Source organism: Aquitalea sp. LB_tupeE, from assembly GCF_013391415.1.
Classification (GTDB): Bacteria; Pseudomonadota; Gammaproteobacteria; order Burkholderiales; family Chromobacteriaceae; genus Aquitalea.
The window spans coordinates 1-20,757 of record NZ_JACAXB010000017.1 but is presented as its reverse complement, the minus strand read 5'-3'; the positions used below and the strand labels follow the sequence as shown (position 1 = coordinate 20,757).

Genomic DNA, 20,757 nt, shown 5'->3' with positions numbered 1-20,757 from the left:
CTAGTCCAGCGTCAAACCCAGTCTGCGCCTGGCTGTGTCCAGCGTGGCACACAACGCCGCTGCGCCTTGTGGCAAACGTGGCCCCGGAATGGTCAGCAAGTCTTCATCCAGCAGGTAACGGGTATCTGCCGCCACCGCCGGCAGGGCCGACCAACGATCCCACATGCGCAGCAGATCCGCCCGCGCGGCCAGGATTACCTGTGGCCGGGCCGCCACAACCGCCTCCATGCTGACTTGCGGTGCTGCTTGCCCCAGGCTGCCAAAAACATTACGCCCACCACACAGTTGCATCATGGCACCCATGAAGCTGCGCTGGCTGACGGTAAAAATGGGGGTGGCACTGATCTGGTAGAACACGCTGACCGGGGTGCGGTGGGCATAGCGCTGACGCAGCGCAGCCAGTTGCTGGCGGTAGGCGGTGGCCGCTGTGGCAGCCGTGGCCTGCGTTCCGGTAAGGCGGCCCAGGCTTTGCATTTCTGCGGCCACGTCGTCCAGTTGCAAGGGATGGCTGATGAACACGGCCACGCCCAGTTGGCGCAAGCGCTCCAGCTCGCGCAGGTTGCCGCCGTCCTGCCAGGCCACCACCAGGTCGGGCCGCTGGCGCAGTACCGCTTCCAGACTGATGCCGCTATAGCCGCCCACGCGCGGCAGGGCACGCGCTTGCGGCGGGTAATTGCTGTAGTCCACCGTGGCCACCAGCCGTGGGCCAGCACCGATGGCGTACAACATTTCGGTGGCATGCGGTGACAGCGATACTATGCGTTGTGCGGCGAGTGGCAGCGTCAGCAGTTTGCCACTGGCATCGGGCGCACTGACTGCCGCCTGGGCCAGTCCAACATACAACAGCAGCCACAGGGCAAATGCACGCCGCAGCATCAGCCGCCCTTGAGCGACAAGGGCAGACCGCAGGCCACCAGGGTGACATGCTGACAGCGGGCCGCAACGTCCTGGTTCAGCCGCCCCAGCAGGTCACCATACAGGCGAGCCATGCGGCTCATCGGCATCACGCCCCAGCCGATTTCATTGGTGACCAGCAGCAAGCGGCCCTGTACCGCGTCGATGGCTTCCAGCAGCCACTGGCGCTGCCGGGCGAATTCCACTTCGTCGAAGCTATCGTCCGGGCCAAAAAAGCGTATCAGCCACATGCCCAGACAGTCCACCAGCAACAGGCCATCTTCCTGGTCGTGGCCCAGAATCAAGCCGGCCAGATCACGCCCGGCTTCCTGCACTTGCCAATGCGCTGGCCGTTGCAGGCGATGCTGACGCACCCGTTCGGCAAATTCTTCGTCACGCACTTCAGCGGTGGCGATATAGCAAACCGGGCCGCCATGCTGGATGGCCAGGTGTTCTGCATGGCGGCTTTTGCCGGAACGCGCACCGCCGGTGATCAGGTGGGTCATGGTGTTTTCCTGAACACCCGGCTGCGCCGCAACGCGGCCGGGAGATGCACGCCTATGGGCGTGCCGGTTTATTTCTGTTGGTAGCTGACACCGACAAAGCCACCCAGCCCGGCGGTGTTGTAACCGTACAGGGTGGTGTACTGACGGCCAAACAGATTGCTCAGCTTGACGGTAGCCGTCCACTCGCGGGCAAAGCGGTAATTGGCATACACATTGGTGAGTGTATAGCCACCCAGCCAGACATTGCTGCCGCTATCGGTGGTATCCCGCCGCTTGGCGCTCAGCTGCCACTCCACCCCGGTAGTGACCTTGCCCCAGTCATAGGCAGCCGCCAGTTGACCATAGGCACGGGCACGGCGTTGCAGTTGCTGGTGGGTGGCGTTGTCCAGGGGGTCCTGATACGTGGCGGATGCGGACAGGTCCCAGTTACCCGTTGCCACGGCCCCGGCCAGCGTGCCGCCCTGAATGGTGGCTTGGCTGATATTGGTCACGGTGCTGTAGTCGGAGGTAATGGCAATCATGTTATTGATGCTGTTGCGGAACAGCGTCAACGATGCCGAGCGGCCATTGTCCTTGTACTGCAAGGCTAATTCACCGTTGTGTGAGGTTTCCGGTTTCAGCTTGGGGTTGCCTGAATAACTGCCATCGTAGGGGTAGTAGAGATCGTTAAACGTCGGGGCCTTGAAGGCGGTGCCATAGCTGGCACGGGCAATCAGGGCATCAGTCAGCCGGTAGCCATAGCCCAGCTGGCCGGTGGTTTTGCCGCCGAACTGTTCGTTCTGGTCGCGCCGGGCACTGGCTTGCAGCAAATGGCGGCCAAACTCGCCGCTATAACCGAGAAAACCTGCCTTGTTACTACGCGCATGGGCGTCGTAGGAGGTGCTGCTGTCCACATGTTGTTCGGTGTATTCGGCACCGGCCAGCAGCTTGCCCCAGGCAGTTTGCAGGTCGTTTTGCCACAGCACGGCATTTTGTGCAGTCTGGTACAAGTCGACCCGGGCGCTCAGATTTCCGTTATTCCAGTGTTCCTGGCGGTCCATGGTGTAGCTGTAACGCAGGGTGCTGGTCCAAATGTCGTTGAACCTGTTTTTGGATTCCAGGGCTGCGCCAGTCTGGCGGCTACGCTGCAAATCCTCGCCGGTACTGTGGTAGCCGTCGTAGTCGAGCTTGCTCATGATCTGGAACAATTGCAGCGAAACATCGTGCCCGCTGGCAATGCTCTGGGTGAGGCTGGCGTTGTAGGACAGGTTGCGGTAGGGGTCGCGGTCGGCGTTGTAGCTGCTGCTTTGCGGATTTGTGGCGGAGAAACCGTCGGTCTGCTCTTGGTTGATCTGTAGATTGAAGGCGGTATTGTCCACCTTGCCGCTGACACCGGCGGAGGATTTGACCAGACCGTGATCGCCGAACCCCAGTGCGGCATTGAAGCGCGGTGCGCCACTGCCCTGACGGGTGAAGATCTGGACTACCCCGCCAATGGCATCTGCGCCATACAGGCTGGAGCTGCTGCCGCGTACCACTTCGATACGGTCGATACTGTCCAGCGGGATGTTTTCCAGCGCCGTGGTGCCGCTGGTGGCCGAAACGATACGCATGCCGTCCAGCAACACGATGGTCTGGTTGGCATTGCTGCCGCGCAGATACAGACTGGTCTGGCTGCCGACATTCCCCGAGCTGACCACTTCGATGCCCGGCACCCGCGCCAGCAACTGCGGCAGATTGGTGGCGGCAGACTGGTCGATGTCTTCACGGGTGATCACCGACACATCCGACAGGGTCTTGACCACCGATTGCGGCTGACGGGTAGCTGTCACCACCACTTCATCGCCCTGAAAAACGGGCAGAGCGTCGGCCTGGGCGGCACTGGCCAACACCAGCAGCCACAGGGATTGTCGGGCTTTGAACATGAAACACACACTCCAGAAACATGAAACCAGCCGGGCAAACGCTGCCACAGCCACAAGAAGTGCGAAGAGGATGGCTTGCGCCATTGAGAATGGATGACACCGGAACGGCCCGATGGGCCCGCCTGCTGTTTGCCAGATCGCCTCCCCGCGATGTACAGCGACCGCCTGCCATTCAGCAGACGATAAGGGACAGGCCGGTCTCCGGGCTTAGTCTTGCGCTGTCGCTCCTTCCCGTTGCACATGGCAACAGTGGCAATGGCGACAACTGGGCCGGCATGCGCCAGCCAGACCTTACCGTTGCGGGGGCAGCGCCGGCTTTTACCGGCTTCCCGTTTCATCCGGATCACGCAAATCCGGACACCTGTCCGGCAGCGATTATACGGCAGATTGCCGCTAAACCGCGGCGATTTGGCACGAACAGTCTTGATATGCAACAAGCAATGCCAATGCCATGGCGGCATTCAGCTTGCCGTGCTGCCCCCCATGTCTTAGAGTCGCGCTCTAGTCCATGCCAACCTCGAGAAACTGCACCATGTCCCAGGCCATTGCCCTTCCTGCCCACGCTTTTCATGAAGCCGCCCTGCAACGCCAGAATTCGCTGACCAAACCGGCCGGCAGCCTGGGTGTACTGGAAACGGTGGCCTGTCGTTTTGCCGCATGGCAGGGCAAAACCATTCCAGACGCCCTGCAGCCGGCCATCACCGTATTTGCCGGCGACCACGGCGTGACAGCGGAAGGCGTGTCTGCCTATCCGTCCATCGTAACTGGTGAAATGGTCAAGAATTTTGCCGCCGGTGGCGCTGCCATTTGCGTGCTGGCCCGCGCCATTGCCGCACGGCTGGAAGTGGTGGACGTGGGTGTACTGGGCCCGCTGCCGGAACTGCCCATTGTGCAGGCCAAGGTAGCCGCCGGGACTGCCAACCTGGCAGTGGAAGCTGCCATGACGGCAGAACAGTGCGCGGCCGCGCTGGAGGTGGGCCGCGCTGCGGCGCGGCGCGCTGTGGAACACGGGGCCAATCTGCTGATTGCCGGTGACATGGGCATTGGCAATACCACGCCGTCTGCCACGCTGATCTGCCGTCTGGCAGGCCACAGCGTGGACAGCATTGTCGGCCGCGGCACCGGTATCGACGACGCCGGCCTCGTCAACAAGCGCCGCGTGGTGCAACAGGCGCTGGACCGCCTGCAAGGCCAGCATCTGGATGGCAAGGCTGTGCTGGCGGAACTGGGCGGGCTGGAAATTGCCGCCATGGCGGGTTTCTATCTGGAAGGCGCGGCACTGGGTGTGCCCTCGCTGGTGGATGGTTTCATTGCCAGCGCCGCCGCCCTGGCCGCCCGCGCCATCGACCCGGCAGTGGCCGACTGGCTGCTGGCCAGCCATTGTTCGGAAGAAACCGGTCACAAGCTGGCACTGGAAGCCCTGCAACTGAAGCCGCTGGTGGCGCTGGGCATGCGGTTGGGTGAAGGCTCCGGTGCTGCCACCTGCGTGCCCTTGCTGCAACTGGCCATCAAGCTGCACGCCGAAATGGCCACGTTTGCCCAGGCCGGCGTCACTGAGAAAGACTGAGGCATGAACCCGTATACGCTCACCTTGCTGCGCCACGGCGAAATCGACCACGACGGCCGTTTGATCGGCCGCACCGACCTGCCATTGAATGAGTTGGGCTGCGAGCAGATGAGCCGCAGCTGGCAACGGCTGAACCAGCTGGCACCCGTCACCAGCATGGCCACCTCGCCGCTGCAACGCTGCCGCGAGTTTGCTGTGCATCAGGCCCTGCATGGCTCGCTGCCGCTGAAGGTGGACGAACGCTTTGCCGAATTCGACTTTGGCGACTGGGACGGCATGTCGCGTGCGGTACTGTCCGGCCAGCATCCGGACTGGGGCAGCCGCGTGGCCGCGGGCGAGCTGATTCCGCCCGGCGGGGAAAGCTATGAAGTCTTCCGCACCCGGGTGTTGAGCGGATTCAGCGAATGGATTCAGACCGCGCGTGGCAGCCACCGGGTACTGGTGTGCCATGGCGGGGTGATCACCGCCCTGCTGGCCGAGCTGCTGGGCACCGAATTCGACGTGGCCAAGCTGATGACCGTACAGCGCGGCGGCTTTGCCCAACTGTCCATTCTGGAAGGCCATCCGGCCTATCTGATGCATCTGGAAAGCCCCGGCGAAGCATGAGCCAGCCGACAGCCACCCCTCCCGCCCGCTGGTGGCAAAGCCTGATTCTGGCCATCCAGTTCCTCACCCGCCTGCCTACACCGCAGCTGCGCACCTTCCACCCGGAATGGCTGGCAGCCAGCGCCCGCTGGTTTGCGCCGGTTGGCTTGCTGCTGGGCAGCTTGCTGTGGCTGGCGGTGTGGCTGGGCAGCCTGCACGACCCCTGGCTGGGGGCGCTGGCCGGTCTGTTGCTGTGGATAGGCATTACCGGCGGCCTGCATCTGGATGGCCTGGCCGACCTGAGTGATGCCATGGGCGCAGCCCATCGTTCGCGCGAGCGCTTTTTCGAGGTATTGAAAGACCCGCACGTGGGCAGCTTTGGCGTGATTGCGCTGATTTGCGCCATCGTCAGCAAACTGGTGCTGCTGATGTTGCTGGCCAGTCAGCCTCAAAAGCTGCCCGGCCTGCTGCTGTTACCGGCCTGGGCGCGGCTGTTTGCCTTGTTCTGGTCGGCCACCCTGCCCCCACTGGCACCCGGCAGCGGTGAACGCTTTGCCTGGCAGCCGCAATGGCGGGCGCAGGCCATCGGCCTGCTGGCCTTGCTGGGTCTGTCGCTGTGGCTAGCCCCGGCACTGCTATTGGCACCGCTGGCCGCACTGCTGTGGCGCGGCTGGCTCAAACGCAAGCTGGGTGGCATGACCGGTGACTGCCTGGGCGCAGGCATCGAAGTGTGTGAAATCCTGCTGCTGGGCTTGTTGCTATTACCGGTACCGCTGCTGAGGGCGTAGTAAAAGTCTTGTCATCAGGTCGTCATGGTGTGGTGATGTCCGCGCCGGATACTGCCCGCATCCACCATCAGGGAGCGGCGCGCATGCAACTGGACATTTCGCACGACCCGGCACGGCTGGACCGCGCCATGATCCTGCAATTCCTCACCACCCAGGCGCACTGGGCCAGCGGCATGGATGCTGCGCTGCTGGAACGTGCCATCCAGCATTCGCTGATCATTGCCGCCTATCACCAGCAGCGGCAGATCGGCTTTGCCCGGGTGATTACCGATTACGCCAGCTTTGCCTATCTGTCCGATGTGTTTGTGCTACCCGACTGGCGCGGTCAGGGCGTGGGACAGGCCATGATCCGTGCTGCGCAGGACCACCCGCAATTGCAACAATTACGCCGCTTTTTGCTGGTTTCGCGTGATGCCGGCGGCTTTTACCGCCAGCTGGGCTTTACGGCCCTGCAGCATGGCGAACGCTATATGGAGTGGCAGCGCGGCGCAGCAGAGGGCCGCTGGCAGCCTGCCCGCCGCGCCCAGCCGAAAACCAGCCAGGCGGCCTGATCAGGGCAGCAGGTCCGGCCGCGCACCCGGATGCTGCTTGACCACACTCCAGGGCAGCACGCTCCACTCCGGATATTCGCAAGCACGTGCCACGCGGGCAAAAGACGGCCCCAGCGTCAGCCCCTGCGGCGTGGCATACCAGCTAACAAACTGCCATACCTGCGGGTCGCGGTAATCGCACTCGTCCTCATTACCCGGCTTGGTCTGCGCCGGATACAGACGGGTCAGGGTGTTCACCAGCCAGGGTGCCAGCACCTTCTCCTCATACTGATAGTCGGCCCGCTCGCCACCGGCCTTGCGCGCCAGTTGCGGCTTGCCCTTGCCTACCCACAGCAAATCCTCCAGTTGCAGCGCCTTGCCGCTGGCAACATCCAGCGTCAGCGGATTATCGGCAAAATCCGGGTGGGCACCACCGCAGTAATAGCTGGTGAAAATACTGACACTCAGCAACTTGCTGCCCAGCAGGTGCGGCGTCACCGTTTGTTCGAAATCCGCTCCAGCAGTCCGTGCGCCGCCCAGCTGGCAGTCGAAATAACTAGCCACTTCCTGCCACTGGCGCTCGGCCAGCAGCTGGTTGATGCGCTGCAGGCTGGCCTGTGGATAACCATCCACCACGCGGAACAGGCGGATCTTGCTGACTGGCTCGTCCCACCATTGCAGGGTATGACCCTGCAGCCGCTCACGCTTGCCTGCCTTGAGCGGCAAGTCCACCATGCGGACATAGTCGTAGCCGGAACGCTGGCGTACCGGGTTTAACGCGGCATCGTTGCTGGCCGGCCACTGTGACTGGGTATAGGCATTCAGGCTGACCGGCACTAACTTGGTAGCCTTGGGGCCATGCCATTCGCCTACCCAGCCGCCGTTCTGCGGCCGCAGGGTCATGTCATTGCGCTGTTCGTCATATTGCAAGTTCTCGCCCAGTTGCAAGCTGCCATCGGCCTGCTGCCTGCCGGTCAGGGCGATATCGCGGTGATGTTTGCGATAAAAATAGCGCCCCTCCACCTGACCGTCCTTGGCAATGTCCAGCTCCATCACAACCGCGGCCTGTCCGACCTTGCCCTGCAATAACTGCGGCGCAGCCAGCACGCCGTGCGCCAGTATCAGCAATAGTACTCCACCCAGTTTGCGCATCTTCTCACCCCCTTCTTCAAGCAAAACCGCGCCACAACAGCACAATGCTGTCAGTACAGCACAGAACCCAGCAGCTTGCCCCCTATATCAAAACAGCAAAACACCAACACCAGCCAGTAGACAAAGCAAACAAGGGGTGAGCGCACCGTTGCCAAAGCAGTCGGCTTGCGCTACAGATTAGGAAAGACAACAACATACTTTCCCTCTACCAGCCTGCCACCCCTTCGCGGGTTGCGCGCAACAGGATTCATCTGCCATGAGTCTGCCCGGCAATTATCTGGATGGTCGCAGCCAGATCGGCAAAGCCGTGATGCTGCAACGCAATGTCCATCATCTGGTGTTCACCGACGGGGTGCACACACATCGCTACCCGGCGCGGGAGGTCAGCTTTCACCCCGGCAGGGCCGGTCGACCAGACCGGCTGCAATTACCGGACGGTGGCATCATCGAGGTGGCCAGCGCCTATCAATGCCAGCAACTGACCGGCCACCTGCCACTGGCCGCCCGCCTGCTGGACGGGCTGCGGCGCTGCTGGCCGCAGCTGCGGCTGGCTGGTTTGCTGCTCTTGCTGCTGGCCTGCTGGTTTGCCTACCGCAATGGCCTGCCCTGGCTTGCCAGCGAGGCCGCACGCCGCACCCCGCCCGCGGTGGAACAGGCGATGGCCAGCGCCACCCTGAGCCTGCTGGAGAAAACCAGCACGTTACGCCCTTCCCGCTTGCCGGACAGCCGCCAGCAAGCACTGCAACAGCAATTGCAGCAGCTGGTGCCGGGCAACAGCCCCTATCGTTATCACTTGCAACTGGTGGATGCGCGCGAGCTGGGTCCGGACATCATTCCCCTGCCCGGCGGGCAAATCATTGTCACCGACCAACTGGTGCGTAATAGCAAAAGCCCGCTGGAAATGCAGGCCATGCTGGCCCATGCGGTGGGACACATCGAAGCACGCCACGGCTTGCGCGGCCTGATCCGCTCAGGCGGTGTTTCGCTGGCGGTCAATCTGTTTAGTGGCGACCGCTCCACCCTGCTGGCTGTGGCCCCCATCCTGCTGGCGGACATGAAATATCCTGCGGACTTTGAGGCCGAAGCCGACGCCTATGCCAGCCGCCTGCTGGGTGCACAAAGCCTGTGCGCCCGCGATGCCTTGCTCGCGCGGCTGGACGGGCCGGACCACAGTGCCGCTACCCTGCTGGCAGCCCACCCCGGCACCCACCAGGTGGACACTGCCAGCCACTGCACACCCCAGGCTGGCTGAGACTTCAGGGCTGGCGCACATCGTGGCGATGCTGCCACCAGCGCCAGCGCAGACGCATGTCGTACCATACCGGGCGCAAGCCCAGTGCAAACAACAGCAAGGCCAGCGGCAGGGTAAAGGCATAGCCCAGATGCTTGAAACCCAGTGCCCCCACCACGCCGCCCAGGAAGAAGGCCGTCAGAATCATGCTGTATACCCACAGCCGGCTGCGGTTGGATTTGATGTCTTTGATCTTGGGGCTGTGCAGATGGTTGTAGTAACTCATCTTGGTCAGTTCGATGCCGATATCGGTGGCAATGCCGGTCATGTGCGTGGAGCGCAGCAGGCCACCGGACAGCTTGGTGACAATGGTGTTGTGCATGCCCATGATGAAACACAGCAGCATCACGGTGGGTGGTGTGAACAAGCCTTTGTGGCTGGCCAGCCCCGCACCCAGCACACCAAACAGCAGCAGGAAACCGGCCTCTTCCATCATCGACACCCCGTAACCACCGCGCAGACGCTGGCGTCTGGCCCACAGGATCAGCCAGGTGGAGTGCATGGCACCACTGATGAAACACAGCAGCATGATCAACATGGACAGCGACAGGCGAACTTCCCCCAGGGCCAGGTCGTCGGCCATGCCGGACACCACCCCGGAGACATGCGAGGTATAACGTTGTACCGCCAGGAAACCACCGGCATTGAGCGCGCCGGCAATAAAGGCCATCGAGCCGCCCAGCTGGCGCAGGACACGGTCGTTGAAAGCGCCACGGTCCAGCAGGCGGGTGATATTGCTTGAACGTCGGGACATAGCGAACCATGAAAAAACGGCAAGGCGGAACACCCGCCATTGCCGTTCATCATCCATCTTGCAAGGGTCTGCTGACAAGCCTGATTGCCAGCGCATTTGCGGCAGCGCAATGCCTTGGCGTTGCGCCCAGCTTCGTCAGCATCGCTTACGCCAGCGACACCACACCGTCTTGTCCGCTGCGATTAACGGCAAGCCTGCAAGGCAATCCCCGGCGTCAGGCGCTTTTGCAGCGCTTGCAGACGCTCGGCCTGCTGCGGGTCCAGCGCCTTGAATCTGAGCACCGTCGCGGAAGATTTCTGACCCTTCTGCTCGACGGCCACCTTGTCAAAGCCCGCAGCCTTCACCTTTGCCTGCATGGCCTTGGCAGCAGACTCCTGGCCGAACAGGCCAAGCGACACGCTGCCCTTGAATTCCGCGCTGTGCACGATGTAGTTGTCAAAACCCTTGTCTTTCAGTTCGGCAGACAGAGTCTGGGTTTCAGACTGGGTCGCCAGCGGCGGATGGTAGACCCAGAACTTGCCATTGGCCTTGACCTCGCCCTTGCTGCTTTCCACCAGTTGCTCGGGCTTGAGCTTGAGGCCGGGCAAACCACCCTTCACCCGGGTCAGCAACTTGGCATCCAGCGTACCCCAGTCGTAGCAGGCCAGCGCCTTGCTGGGTTCGGGCTTGATGGCTTCGGTCTTGGGTTTTTCAGCCGTTTTCTCGGCGGGTTTTTCTACTAGCTTGGCGGGCGGCGGATTCTTTACTTCAGCCTTGGCCGTAGTGGCCGATGCCTCAGTCTTGGCCGGTTTGGCGGCCACCGGCTGTGACGCAGCCTTGCTGAGGTCTTCCGGCTTCAGCGCTTCGGTTTGCGGCATGGATGCCAACACCTTCAGCGGCGCACTGGCGTCACCGGCCGGGGCAGAGGCCGGCTGCCAGTCTGCCGGCAACAGCTTGACCTGCTCAGGGCTGATTTCCTGCGCATGCACGTCCGCCGGCGGACGTTGCTTGAAGCTGCCATAACCGGCCACGGCCAGATTCAGCACCACAATCAGTACCAGAAACCACTTCATGATTCGCACGCTACTCTCAAGAGTCCCATCAGCACGAGATTATCCACGATCGTCGCCGGGACGGCGAGTTGCGCAGCAATGGAGGCGGCATCCCCACCGGTCAGCAGCAGCTGCGGCGTGGGTCGGCCGGTATGTGCCGCCAGTTGCAGGCACATGCGCTCGATGGCACCGCACTGGGCTGCCAGCACACCGCTGGCCAGCGCGTCTTCGGTGCCTTGCGGGAAGGCTGTCACCTGCCCGGCCATGCGGTCCAGCTGGGCGGTTCCCTGTGCCAGGCTGCGCAGCATCAGTGCCTGACCGGGCAAAATCATTCCACCCAGATAATCGCCCTCTGCGGTCAGCGCTTCCACCGTCAGCGCCGTACCGGCACAGGCCACCACCACATCACCCGCACACAGGCTGCGCGCCGCCAGTACCGCCAGCCAGCGGTCAGCACCCTGCTCGGCCGGATTGCGGTAGTGATTGCGCACACCGGCAAAACCAGCGGCGGAGCGCACCCACTGCACCGGACAGGGGGCGGTCTGGTTGATGGCATCGGCCACCGTCTGGCGGGCCACCGATGCGGCGTAAACGCTGTCTATCGGCCAGGCAGCCCATTGCGTGGTCAGCTGGGCAATCTGCTCATGACTGACCGCACCTTGCGCCTGCCAGCACTCGCCATCATGCACGCCCCATTTGAGGCGGCTGTTACCTGCATCCAGCAGCAGCTTCATGCGCGGCTCCGCAGGCTGACTTCACCGGCATGGAAGATGCGCAGGCTGCCATCTGCCGTTTCCACTTGCAGGGCACCGTTTTCTGCTACACCTCGGGCAATGCCATCCACCGGTTCGCCATGGGAAAAACTCAGCCGCACCGGTGCGTTTTCGTGGCTGGAGCAGCGGATCCAGTCCTCGCGGAAGGCAGCAAAGCCCTCGCGGTTGAAGGTGTCCAGCACCACGGCCAGTTCGCTGAGCAGGGCCGCCAGCAACTGGTTGCGACCCAGCTGGATGCCCGCTTCGGCCAGCGAGGCCACCGGCTGATCCACCTCGCCGGGATTGTCGATATTCAGGCCGATGCCGATGACCACCGCAGCCGGCCCCAGCGCATCGCCCGATAGCTCGATCAGGATACCGGCCAGCTTGCGGCCATTGAGCAGCACGTCGTTGGGCCATTTGAGCTGCACCGGCACCGCCAGACGATGCAAGGCACGCGCCAGCGCCAGGCCCACCGCCAGCGACAGGCCGGCCAGCTCGGCCAGTCCCCGATCAAAGCGCCACAGTAACGAGAAGGTCAACCCTGCGCCCAGCCGGTTTTGCCAGCGTCGCCCCAGTCGGCCACGGCCTGCGGTTTGCATTTCGGCCGCCAGCACCAGGCCGTGCAGGCCACCACTGGCCGCACGCGCCATCAGCTGGCTGTTGGTGGAGTCGGTGCGCTCGGTCACTGCCAGGGTGAAGGTTTCCGCTGCGGGTGAGGTCAAGGCCTCACGTACACGGGCCACGTCCAGCCACTCGAAGGGCTCGGCCAGCTTGTAGCCCTGACCACGCACACTGAATACCGTCAGTCCGAATTCCTGTTCGATGGCATGTACTGCCTGCCAGATCAGTGTGCGCGAACAGCCCAGCTCGCGGGCGATGTCGGCACCGGAGTGGAAGCGACCATCGCTAAGCTGGCGCAGTACGGCAAATGCATGCTCGCTCACGCCTGATCCTCGGCCGCGCGGATCTTGTTGATGGTTTGCGTGGTGGAGGTAGCAAACAGGAAGGGAATGGAATGCACCTGGCCGCCACGGGCCAGGGTTTCGGCGCTGCCGACAATCTTGTCGACCGCCCAGTCGCCACCCTTCACCAGCACATCCGGCTTGACCAGCTCGATCAGCTCGGCCGGGGTGTCGCTGTCAAACCAGGTCACCAGGCTGATGCTTTCCAGCGCAGCCAGCACGGCGGCACGGTTCTGTTCATTATTGATGGGCCGGTCCTCGCCCTTGCCCTGACGCTTGACCGAGGCATCGGTATTCAGGCCCAGCACCAGGCTGGCCCCCAGCGCACGGGCCTGCGCCAGATAGGTGACATGACCGCGATGCAGGATGTCGAAACAGCCGTTGGTGAACACGATGGGACGCGGCAATGCCGCCAGCCGCTGCGCCAGCTGTTCCGGCGGGCAGATCTTGTCTTCGAATGCAGGTGTGGGGTAGGACATGGCAAGGCCTGTAAGGAGCGAGACTGGCCGACATTATACGGTAGTCACGCTCTCAGGCTGCATGCCGCTTCAGAAACAATGCGCGGGAATGCGGCAGCTGACTTACTTCCAGCAATCTGCGGTGGAGTAGGTGCCACTAGACCCTTTATTGCCCAGCGCATCCAGCGTCAGCGTGCCACATTGGGTATCTGGCGACTGGCTGTTGGCCGGCACCGCATTCACCTGGAAACCGGCCGGGGCCGTACCACTGACCACGGTGATGTTGTACAGGACGGAAGTGCCGGTCGCCCCCAGCGGGCTGACCTGGGTGGCGCCGATGTTGTACTGGTTGTTCATGGTGTAGTAACGCTCCTGCTCCTGCGCCACTTGCAACATCACGGTTGCCGCCTCGCTACGGTGCCCGCGAATGATGTAATTGCGATAGGACGGCAGGGCAATCGCCGCCAGAATGCCGACGATGGCCACGGTGATCATCATCTCGATCAAGGTAAAACCACTGTTTTTATCCGTCATGTTCTTGCTCACCAGGATTGAATGATTTCACGCCAGGACAGGCGACCGTACATGGTGCTGTAGTTCTGATTGCCCATCGTACCGATCTTGCCGTCAGAGCCGGTGCTGTTAAGGATATAGCTCTTGCCAGCCACCATCACGAACATGGGCCCCCCCGGGGCAATCCCGTTGCTGGTCACCGCATTGGCCCCCTGGTCGGCACTATTCATCATGCCATTGCCGGAGGTATCGTAAATCGCCGAGGTCGATCCACCGCCGGTCGCATAGTTCAGACCAAACAAGGTGGTGGTGCCGCCACTGCCGCACACACTGGTGGAGGAAGGCGTGATGGCCGTGAAATACGCCAGCGTGTTCTGGTACAAGGTGGGCGTGGTGACTACCCGACTATTGGTAAATCCGCTGGCAGTCAGCGGCAAATACCAGCCATTGCAGCCACTGGGCAGGTAGCCATTCACCCCGGAACACGCCGAGATACTGGAGGTGGTGTTATTACTGATGCTGTAGTAGGTCAGGGAATTACCGGTACTGATATCGGTGCTGGTCGTCACCTGCGAACCAATGCTCTGTGCCAGCAAGCTGGCCGAGATAGTGGTCTTGCCGGACAAGGTGCCATCATCCCGGATACCGTACAGGGTCTGGGTATTGCTTTGGCTCAGGTCATTGCCGGACAGATACTGGCCGGTGCCGAACAACACCAGATAACCACGCAGCGGATCACGCGTCACTTTCACCCCGGAAGTGATCGGCTGCACCGTGCTGGCCGTGCACTGGGTGCCACTGGTCTGGCCAGTGGAGGTACCGGCACAGGCAGTGAACAGCGGAGCAGTCGGTGCGGTCCAGTTGCCCGGCGTGGTGGAGGACAGGTCGAACTTCCACAAATTACCGTTCAAGTCCCCGGCATAAGCCGTTTTCACCGCACCATTGCTGATGATGATGCCCGGTTCAGACAGGCCGTTGGGTGAAGTATTCAGCAAGGTGGGCGCGGGCAGGTCGATACGGAAATAGTTGCTTCCCTTGGTCCAGGCTGTGCCCGGTTGCTTGTCCAGATACAGCACGAACAACGAGGCGGTGGTACCACTGCTCTGGTTGTAGCCATTGCCGAAGATCACTGCCGGCCGGCCATTGGCAAGCTTGGTGATTGTCGGATTGCCAATGGTATTGCCCAGTTTGGCATCATCCTTGGCCGAGAACTCCCACAGCACATTGCTGCTGCCCAGGCTGTCCACATGGGTGACATCCAGCGCATACACGCTGCTGCCCCCCGCCCCGGTCGTGCCCACCACCACCGAACGGGCTTCCGGGCTGGCCAGTGCCGAGCCATTACTGCCATACAGGAAGCACACATCCTTGTACATCGGCGAACCATCATTGAAGTACTGGTGCGCATACGTGGTGGAACTCAGATTGGGCAGGTTGGGGTAAATGCTGGCTGGCAGATAGGCCGCCAATTCATTGCCTACATTGCTGCTGCCGTAGGTGGCATTGAAGATGTGCAACATACCATCGTTGGCTGCCACGGCCACTGCGGCCGGACGGGCGAAAATGGTCGCCCGGTCCGTGGCCGGACTGGAAAGATTGGCATCGAAGGAGCAACCACTCGGATCTGCCGTCGGCGTGGGAATGAACACCGGCGTGGAATGCACCACATCGCCCATGCGGTAGTTGCGGGTACGGAACTGCGGCGAAGCGGAGCTGCCTTCCTGAGTTTTGTCACCACGCAGGTAATTGACCCGGTAAGTACCGTAACCCCCCGTATTCAAACCGGTGTACTGGAAGCTGGTGGTACCGGTCGGGACATCTGTCTTGCTACTGAGTGCGGAGTACCAGGTTGTGTTGAATGCGGCACCGGTCATGGTGGTGTAGTCGTAAGTCAGCACATTACGTGACGACACGCTGTTGTTCAGCTGGCTTTCCAGCTTCAGCTTGGCCTGCCATGCCGTGTTGTAGGTCACGGTAATGGCTCCGGTGGAGCTGGTGCTCAACGAGTAGGTATTGGCGAGCAGGTCACCACTCCAGTCGGTGGAGTTGAATGCCGGCTGGAACACATAGGTGCTGGCACTGAATACCTTGCTGCCGGTAAAGGAGCCCGCCAGGCCGGCCTGGGACGCATTGGCCGAACCGGACACCGTACTGAGCGCATTGGTCAGTGCGGTCACCATGGCTGCCGGATTATTGGCCGGGGCATAATTGGTCGGCGTGCCGGTATAGCCAGCAGCCGGGCTGGGGAACACCGAAATGGAGCTGGTACCGGTAGTGGATGTACTGCTGCTGGCTGCCGATGCCCACTCCTTGGGGAGGTCTGGCCAGCTATTGGCATTGGAGTCGGTAAATCCGCCATATTTAGCCGCCATGAAGAAGGCATTGCAGACATTGGAACTCCAATATGAAGAGCAAGGATAATTCCCTACCCCCTTGTAATTCCCGCCTTCAACCACGTCAATCATGAAGGAGCTGACACTGGCTGTTTTGGTATCGCCGGATTTGGTGCGGATATTGTTGGTATTCGCCCACCAGGCCAGACCGGCAATATAGGGAGGCGAGTTGGTGGAACCTGTATTCACCGTTTGATATTGCGTACCGGTCATACCCTCATCCGTACCCAGATTCTGCGTCCAGGTGGAAACATTGAAAGCAGTGTCATCCGTGGGAACCACGGCACCAGACCAGGATGAACCCGGCAGATCAATATCGTTATGGGTATTACTATCCCCGATATAGATGATGAAGTTTTTCTGGCAAGAGTTGAGGATGGGGTCGTCCCAGTCGGTAATGGCCGGGAAGCCGCCCTGCCACGCAGTATTGCTGCTCAGCGTGCTGGTAAAGGTGGAATAGTTGCCGTAGTTGCGGTAATAGCGCAACGCAGCATAGTACAGGTGCGCGGCCGGGTCATAACCCTTGTAGCCGACATTGCCACTAATAGTGTCACCAAATTTGTTCAGGTAATTGACCACCCCACTATTGGACACGGCCAGGGTGCTACCGTAGGTGGTTGAAGTATCCGCAGCAGTAATGGTGTGTGAGGCTGCGTCAGTGGTGTCGGGATTGACGACAAAAGTCCCGTCGCTATTCCATTCGGCACCCAGCGTGTAACTGCTGCCCGACCCACCTGTCACTGTCTGGGAAATGCCCGGGTATTTCAGGCGGGCACGCAAGGCACCGCCATCCTGGGTGTATTGGGTATTCACCAGATAACTGGCGGCACCAAAGCGCATCTTGCTGCCATTGGACTGGATCAGCCCTTCCGGCTTGTAGTTACTGCCATATTGCTTGCAGGTGTAGGGTGTAGTGCTGCCGGTTTCCACCATGCCGCTGACGCAGACTTTGACGATGGCGTTATCCACCTCAGTCGGGGTGCCTGGCTGGGTACCATTACTGGACCGGTAAACAGACACACTCCAGGGGTGAGAAGTCGTGGACGAGCCATCGTAACCCGGACCATTGCTGAACCACAGATTGGTATAGGTCGAACTGTATGGTGTGATCTTGGCCAGATAATTGGTCCCGCCCACCGTCAAACCGGATACGGTTTTACCCGTCAGGTTGTAACTCTGGTTCTGACCAGGTACCACGGCAGAGCGGCGCAGATAGGTTGCAGTGGTGGAGTCACCAGCAGAATAATCGCTCACCAGCGTGGCTGCGGTGGAGTTGCCCGATGAAGTGGACCAGCCGCCGGTGCCCAGCGCACGGTTACCGCCGGTCAGGGTGGCGCGGAAAATATCAATTGCGGTCATGGTGGCCCAGTTCAGCAAATTGCCGCTCCAGGCCGTGCCATCACAGGTATAAATCTTGTAAACAGTGGAGTTGTACGTCACCGATGTCAGCGTGGCACTGGCATAGGGTGAGAAATAGCCTGTCGATCCTGAGCCGCTGTATTTATAGCATTTGGCATAATCAAAATATCCCAGAAACGGGGTATTCCCCACCCCGGAAACATCCAGGTCTGCCACGCTGCCGATGGATGTCTTGGTGTTGAACGCCGAGCCAGCGGTCGGAAATTCCACCGACAGGGCAAACATCACATTCGGGCCATAGGAAGAACCGATGCCGGCCAAAGGCAAGGAGCCGATGGTCACCGCCGAAGCCGCTTGCACCACCGACAGGCAGCAGCTCCATAGCAACAATCCCAACATGCACAATCTGGTTTTCATTGCCGACTCCATTTACTTCGACGGGCGGTAAACCGACTCGGTCACCGTCACGATATTGCTGTTGAAACCAAAACCCCAGGCGGTAATCCGGTATAAATAACTTTCCGTGCTCAGGTCGCTGCCTGGTGCCTGGTCCGGAATGACTTCAATGGCATAGCGCGGGGCTTGCAAGCTGAAACTACCCAGACTGCCGCCATTCCAGGCACTGCTGGGCACTGTTGCCACCGTGGTGGGCGAGGTGGAAATCGCTGCGGATGCCAACAAAACACTCATCGGCCCACTGGCATAGTTGGAACAAAGCCCGGTGGATGCGCTATTGGGACAGCTGTTGAAACCCAGATTGCCGCTGATCACGCCACTGGCAATCTGACCCTCGGCATAGCGCAAGGCCGCCTCCGCCGCCTCCCTGGCCATCAAGCCATCCCGCCCCGCACGCGCCAGCCGTTCCTCTTGCTTGGACGAATAAAACGCAGTCAGGCCGATCAGCATCATGGCTACCAGCAGCACCAGCACCACCAAGAGGGCGGCCCCGCGTTGTGCAGAATTGATTGGTAGCGCTCTCATCACGACATCCTGTTGCGCAAGACAAAGGTAGAGTCATACAGACGGCGCGCCCAGCATGGATTGCTGGCACTGCACGCCACCGTCGCCGAGGCCAGCGGCGCCACCCAGGAGTTGTCGCTGGACGACACCGTGGCTCCGTAATTACTCCCGAACATATTGAAGGTGGCACCACCAAAGGCCTCTGCCCGCGCCTGGTTGTAAACCGGGTCCTGCCTGGCCAGCAGCACCACGCGCACTGCATATACCTTGCTCATGCTGATGGAAGAACTGGGCGGCGTGTAATAATCAGGCTGACCATCACTGGCACTATCCACACCCAGCAGCACGCCGATGCGTTCGATGTTCTCCGCCACAATGCCCGATGAAACCAGGCTGCTGGTCAACGCGCTGGACAGGGCATTGCCATTGATATCGGTCCAGCTGACATCACACATCAACTGCGGGCGAACCACCTGCGGGCTACTGCCGGTCCCCACACCCTGCACCTTGATGTAGAAGCGGTTGCTGACAATCACATTGCTGGCCGCCGGCGACGGATTACCCAGACAATCCGGCATGGCGGTATTGGAAGAAGCCTGCGGCCCGGTGATGTAGCTGATGGTCAGGGTATCGCTTTTCTGCCCCATGGCACTCAGGCTGGTGCTATTGCCATTGCTCAAGGTAAAACTGCTGGTTCCACTGGCAATACTCACCGCAGCCGACGCGCTCAGGCTGATCTGACTGAAGCCATCCGACCCGGCACTACCCGATGCCGCAGCCGAATTAATGTGATTACAAGGCACCACCCAGTTGCCACTGGCATTGGTGTTGCTATAGGCCGTTTCGTCACAATAACCCGACTGCTTCAACAGGCGACCAATTACCGCCAGACCAATGCGGCCGTTATCTGTCATCAGCGCATTGCCCGACTGCGCCGCCAGGGTTTGCTGGTTGGCGATAAAGATATTGGTCACTGCCAGCAGGATGAAAAAGCTGATGGTTACCGAGACCATCAACTCCAGCATGGTGAAGCCCGCCTGAAAACGGGAGTCACCATGCAAGGCGGACACAGGATGCTTGCTCATGGTTTCACCAATACCGACATTGACGCAGTTGCTGTCTGCGAAGCCACACTGGTCGCCCGCTCCTGCCAGCTCACCGTCACCTGATAACCGAATGTCACGCCACCACTGGACACCTTGCTGACTGCCAGCGCAGGGCTGCTCAGGCCGCTGCTGGCGGCAATGGCCTGCATCTCGGCCAGGTCGAAGGCCGCACGATTGGCCGGCGTGGTGGACGGACAATTGGTAGAGGCCGAATAACAATTACCGCTATAACTACCGGATGCAGTGGAATAGTCCGCCCCGGCATTGGCCCGGATACGGTCTGCCAGTTGTTCGGCCACCAGCGCAGCCTGCTGGCGCCCGCTGCTCATGCTGGAGTAACGCAGATTATTCAGTTGCAAGGCGGCAACGCCCAACATACCAATTGCCACAATCACCAGTACCACCAGCACCTCGATCATGGTCACCCCGGCCTCATGCCGGATATTTCCTGGCACGGAACGGTTCATGGACAGGTCCCCAGATTCAGGCGCTGCGGACGGCCATTGGCCAGGATGTTGACCTGTTGCGCCATGGTCGAACTCTTGCCCGTCACATCACAAATGGCAATCTTGGTGGTGGTCGTGGCTGCCGATCCGCCTGTACCGCTGGCCTGCAATTGCAACTGGCCACCGGGCAGGTACTGGAAGGCTGTGGTCGCACTCGGAGTCACGGTGACATACAAGGAAGACGGAATCGAACCATGCACCACCAGCACCCCGGAAGCTGTCGGGCTGCCAGTACGCTGATAGTCAACAAAGGACACCCAGCCCGAACTCCAGCTGGATGCGTCACAACTCGGGACATTATTGCTGGTGGCACCGGTCGAGGCGCACACCACCACAGGCACACCCATGCGCATGGCGTTGCTGCGTGCATTCAGCAAGGTCATGTCGAAATCGGTGGCAGCTTGCTTGATCCGGTTGCCAGTCACAAACTGCGACATCGACGGCAGGGCAAGGGTCAGTAAAATGGCAAATACCGCCATCACCACCACCACCTCGATCAAGGTAAAGCCACGCAGGCAGCGCGTCCCGGCCATGGAAGTTCTCGAGAAATTTCTACCTCATTAGCGTAATTCATCAGTAAAACTGCAAAGAATTTTCTGACAGGCGATAGTTTTTTTCTGATCAGCGGCACGCAGAGGGCAAAAGAATCCGTCGAGTAAAAGGAAGGTCGGCAGCAGGAAGGCAGCAACAGGAATCGACGGCCAGCGTGGTGCTACGCGCATTGCTGGCGCACAAAGCACAAA

At 60.9% G+C, this 20,757-nt stretch carries 21 protein-coding genes and 1 riboswitch; of the genes, 5 read left to right on the top strand and 16 right to left on the bottom strand.

What is annotated here, in order from left to right; genetic code table 11:
- From HWX34_RS08260 to HWX34_RS08250, 3 genes are all read right to left on the bottom strand, one after another.
- Window positions 1-876 (bottom strand): cobalamin-binding protein, encoded by an 876-nt coding sequence (locus HWX34_RS08260; protein ID WP_178971808.1) that lies wholly within the window; start codon window positions 874-876, stop codon window positions 1-3.
- Window positions 876-1,400 carry a bifunctional adenosylcobinamide kinase/adenosylcobinamide-phosphate guanylyltransferase gene (cobU, locus tag HWX34_RS08255; RefSeq protein ID WP_178971807.1) on the bottom strand — a complete coding sequence of 175 codons (525 nt, stop codon included), beginning with the start codon at window positions 1,398-1,400 and terminating at the stop codon, window positions 876-878. The genes HWX34_RS08260 and cobU overlap by 1 nt, the downstream gene beginning before the upstream one ends.
- A 68-nt stretch (window positions 1,401-1,468) precedes the next feature.
- The gene (locus tag HWX34_RS08250) at window positions 1,469-3,304 is read right to left on the bottom strand and encodes a TonB-dependent receptor domain-containing protein (RefSeq protein ID WP_178971806.1); all 1,836 of its coding nucleotides are present in this window, start codon (window positions 3,302-3,304) and stop codon (window positions 1,469-1,471) included.
- Window positions 3,305-3,478: 174 nt separating this feature from the next.
- A riboswitch (cobalamin riboswitch) is annotated at window positions 3,479-3,684 on the bottom strand.
- Between the two features lie 152 nt (window positions 3,685-3,836).
- Here HWX34_RS08250 and cobT point away from each other — a divergent pair.
- Genes cobT through HWX34_RS08230 form a run of 4 tightly spaced genes read left to right on the top strand, consistent with a single transcriptional unit; the run spans window position 3,837 to window position 6,795 of the window.
- Window positions 3,837-4,871, top strand: coding sequence for a nicotinate-nucleotide--dimethylbenzimidazole phosphoribosyltransferase (gene cobT / locus HWX34_RS08245; protein ID WP_178971805.1), 1,035 nt, complete (start codon window positions 3,837-3,839; stop codon window positions 4,869-4,871).
- Window positions 4,872-4,874: 3 nt separating this feature from the next.
- Entirely contained in the window at window positions 4,875-5,477 is a 603-nt protein-coding gene (locus HWX34_RS08240) for a histidine phosphatase family protein (RefSeq protein ID WP_131357094.1), read from the top strand.
- On the top strand, window positions 5,474-6,244 hold the full coding sequence (gene cobS / locus HWX34_RS08235) for an adenosylcobinamide-GDP ribazoletransferase (RefSeq protein WP_178971804.1): 771 nt from the start codon (window positions 5,474-5,476) through the stop codon (window positions 6,242-6,244). Before HWX34_RS08240 ends, cobS begins: the two co-directional genes overlap by 4 nt.
- A 35-nt stretch (window positions 6,245-6,279) precedes the next feature.
- Window positions 6,280-6,795, top strand: a complete 516-nt coding sequence (locus HWX34_RS08230) for a GNAT family N-acetyltransferase (protein WP_255496627.1) — start codon at window positions 6,280-6,282, stop codon at window positions 6,793-6,795.
- Here the strand turns inward: HWX34_RS08230 and HWX34_RS08225 are convergent, their stop codons facing one another.
- Complete coding sequence (locus HWX34_RS08225) at window positions 6,796-7,926, bottom strand: hypothetical protein (protein ID WP_178971803.1); 1,131 nt, start codon at window positions 7,924-7,926, stop codon at window positions 6,796-6,798.
- A 256-nt stretch (window positions 7,927-8,182) separates the two neighbouring features.
- Here HWX34_RS08225 and HWX34_RS08220 point away from each other — a divergent pair, with 256 nt between their 5' ends.
- Window positions 8,183-9,178, top strand: coding sequence for a M48 family metallopeptidase (locus tag HWX34_RS08220; protein ID WP_178971802.1), 996 nt, complete (start codon window positions 8,183-8,185; stop codon window positions 9,176-9,178).
- 4 nt (window positions 9,179-9,182) lie between these two features.
- Here HWX34_RS08220 and HWX34_RS08215 read toward each other — a convergent pair whose 3' ends face one another.
- From HWX34_RS08215 to HWX34_RS21065, 12 genes are all read right to left on the bottom strand, one after another.
- Window positions 9,183-9,971 carry a YoaK family protein gene (locus tag HWX34_RS08215; protein WP_178971801.1) on the bottom strand — a complete coding sequence of 263 codons (789 nt, stop codon included), beginning with the start codon at window positions 9,969-9,971 and terminating at the stop codon, window positions 9,183-9,185.
- A 182-nt stretch (window positions 9,972-10,153) separates the two neighbouring features.
- Window positions 10,154-11,023 carry an SPOR domain-containing protein gene (locus HWX34_RS08210; protein WP_178972005.1) on the bottom strand — a complete coding sequence of 290 codons (870 nt, stop codon included), beginning with the start codon at window positions 11,021-11,023 and terminating at the stop codon, window positions 10,154-10,156.
- Window positions 11,020-11,736, bottom strand: coding sequence for a type III pantothenate kinase (locus tag HWX34_RS08205; RefSeq protein ID WP_178971800.1), 717 nt, complete (start codon window positions 11,734-11,736; stop codon window positions 11,020-11,022). Before HWX34_RS08205 ends, HWX34_RS08210 begins: the two co-directional genes overlap by 4 nt.
- Window positions 11,733-12,701 carry a biotin--[acetyl-CoA-carboxylase] ligase gene (locus HWX34_RS08200; RefSeq protein WP_178971799.1) on the bottom strand — a complete coding sequence of 323 codons (969 nt, stop codon included), beginning with the start codon at window positions 12,699-12,701 and terminating at the stop codon, window positions 11,733-11,735. Before HWX34_RS08200 ends, HWX34_RS08205 begins: the two co-directional genes overlap by 4 nt.
- Window positions 12,698-13,198 (bottom strand): D-glycero-beta-D-manno-heptose 1-phosphate adenylyltransferase, encoded by a 501-nt coding sequence (gene rfaE2 / locus HWX34_RS08195; protein WP_062791484.1) that lies wholly within the window; start codon window positions 13,196-13,198, stop codon window positions 12,698-12,700. Before rfaE2 ends, HWX34_RS08200 begins: the two co-directional genes overlap by 4 nt.
- 102 nt (window positions 13,199-13,300) lie before the next feature.
- The gene (locus HWX34_RS08190; RefSeq protein ID WP_178971798.1) at window positions 13,301-13,711 is read right to left on the bottom strand and encodes a type IV pilin protein; all 411 of its coding nucleotides are present in this window, start codon (window positions 13,709-13,711) and stop codon (window positions 13,301-13,303) included.
- Window positions 13,712-13,719: 8 nt separating this feature from the next.
- Window positions 13,720-17,859 carry a pilus assembly protein gene (locus HWX34_RS08185; RefSeq protein ID WP_178971797.1) on the bottom strand — a complete coding sequence of 1,380 codons (4,140 nt, stop codon included), beginning with the start codon at window positions 17,857-17,859 and terminating at the stop codon, window positions 13,720-13,722.
- Between the two features lie 12 nt (window positions 17,860-17,871).
- Window positions 17,872-18,423, bottom strand: a complete 552-nt coding sequence (locus HWX34_RS08180; protein ID WP_178971796.1) for a PilX N-terminal domain-containing pilus assembly protein — start codon at window positions 18,421-18,423, stop codon at window positions 17,872-17,874.
- A complete protein-coding gene (locus tag HWX34_RS08175; protein ID WP_178971795.1) occupies window positions 18,423-19,487 on the bottom strand; it encodes a PilW family protein in 1,065 nt (354 codons plus the stop codon). The genes HWX34_RS08180 and HWX34_RS08175 overlap by 1 nt, the downstream gene beginning before the upstream one ends.
- Window positions 19,484-19,975, bottom strand: coding sequence for a type IV pilus modification protein PilV (gene pilV / locus HWX34_RS08170; RefSeq protein ID WP_178971794.1), 492 nt, complete (start codon window positions 19,973-19,975; stop codon window positions 19,484-19,486). The genes HWX34_RS08175 and pilV overlap by 4 nt, the downstream gene beginning before the upstream one ends.
- Window positions 19,972-20,547, bottom strand: a complete 576-nt coding sequence (locus HWX34_RS08165) for a GspH/FimT family pseudopilin (RefSeq protein ID WP_178971793.1) — start codon at window positions 20,545-20,547, stop codon at window positions 19,972-19,974. Before HWX34_RS08165 ends, pilV begins: the two co-directional genes overlap by 4 nt.
- Window positions 20,548-20,574: 27 nt before the next feature.
- The coding region (locus HWX34_RS21065; RefSeq protein WP_218645112.1) for a hypothetical protein at window positions 20,575-20,757 on the bottom strand (183 nt) is incomplete at its 5' end.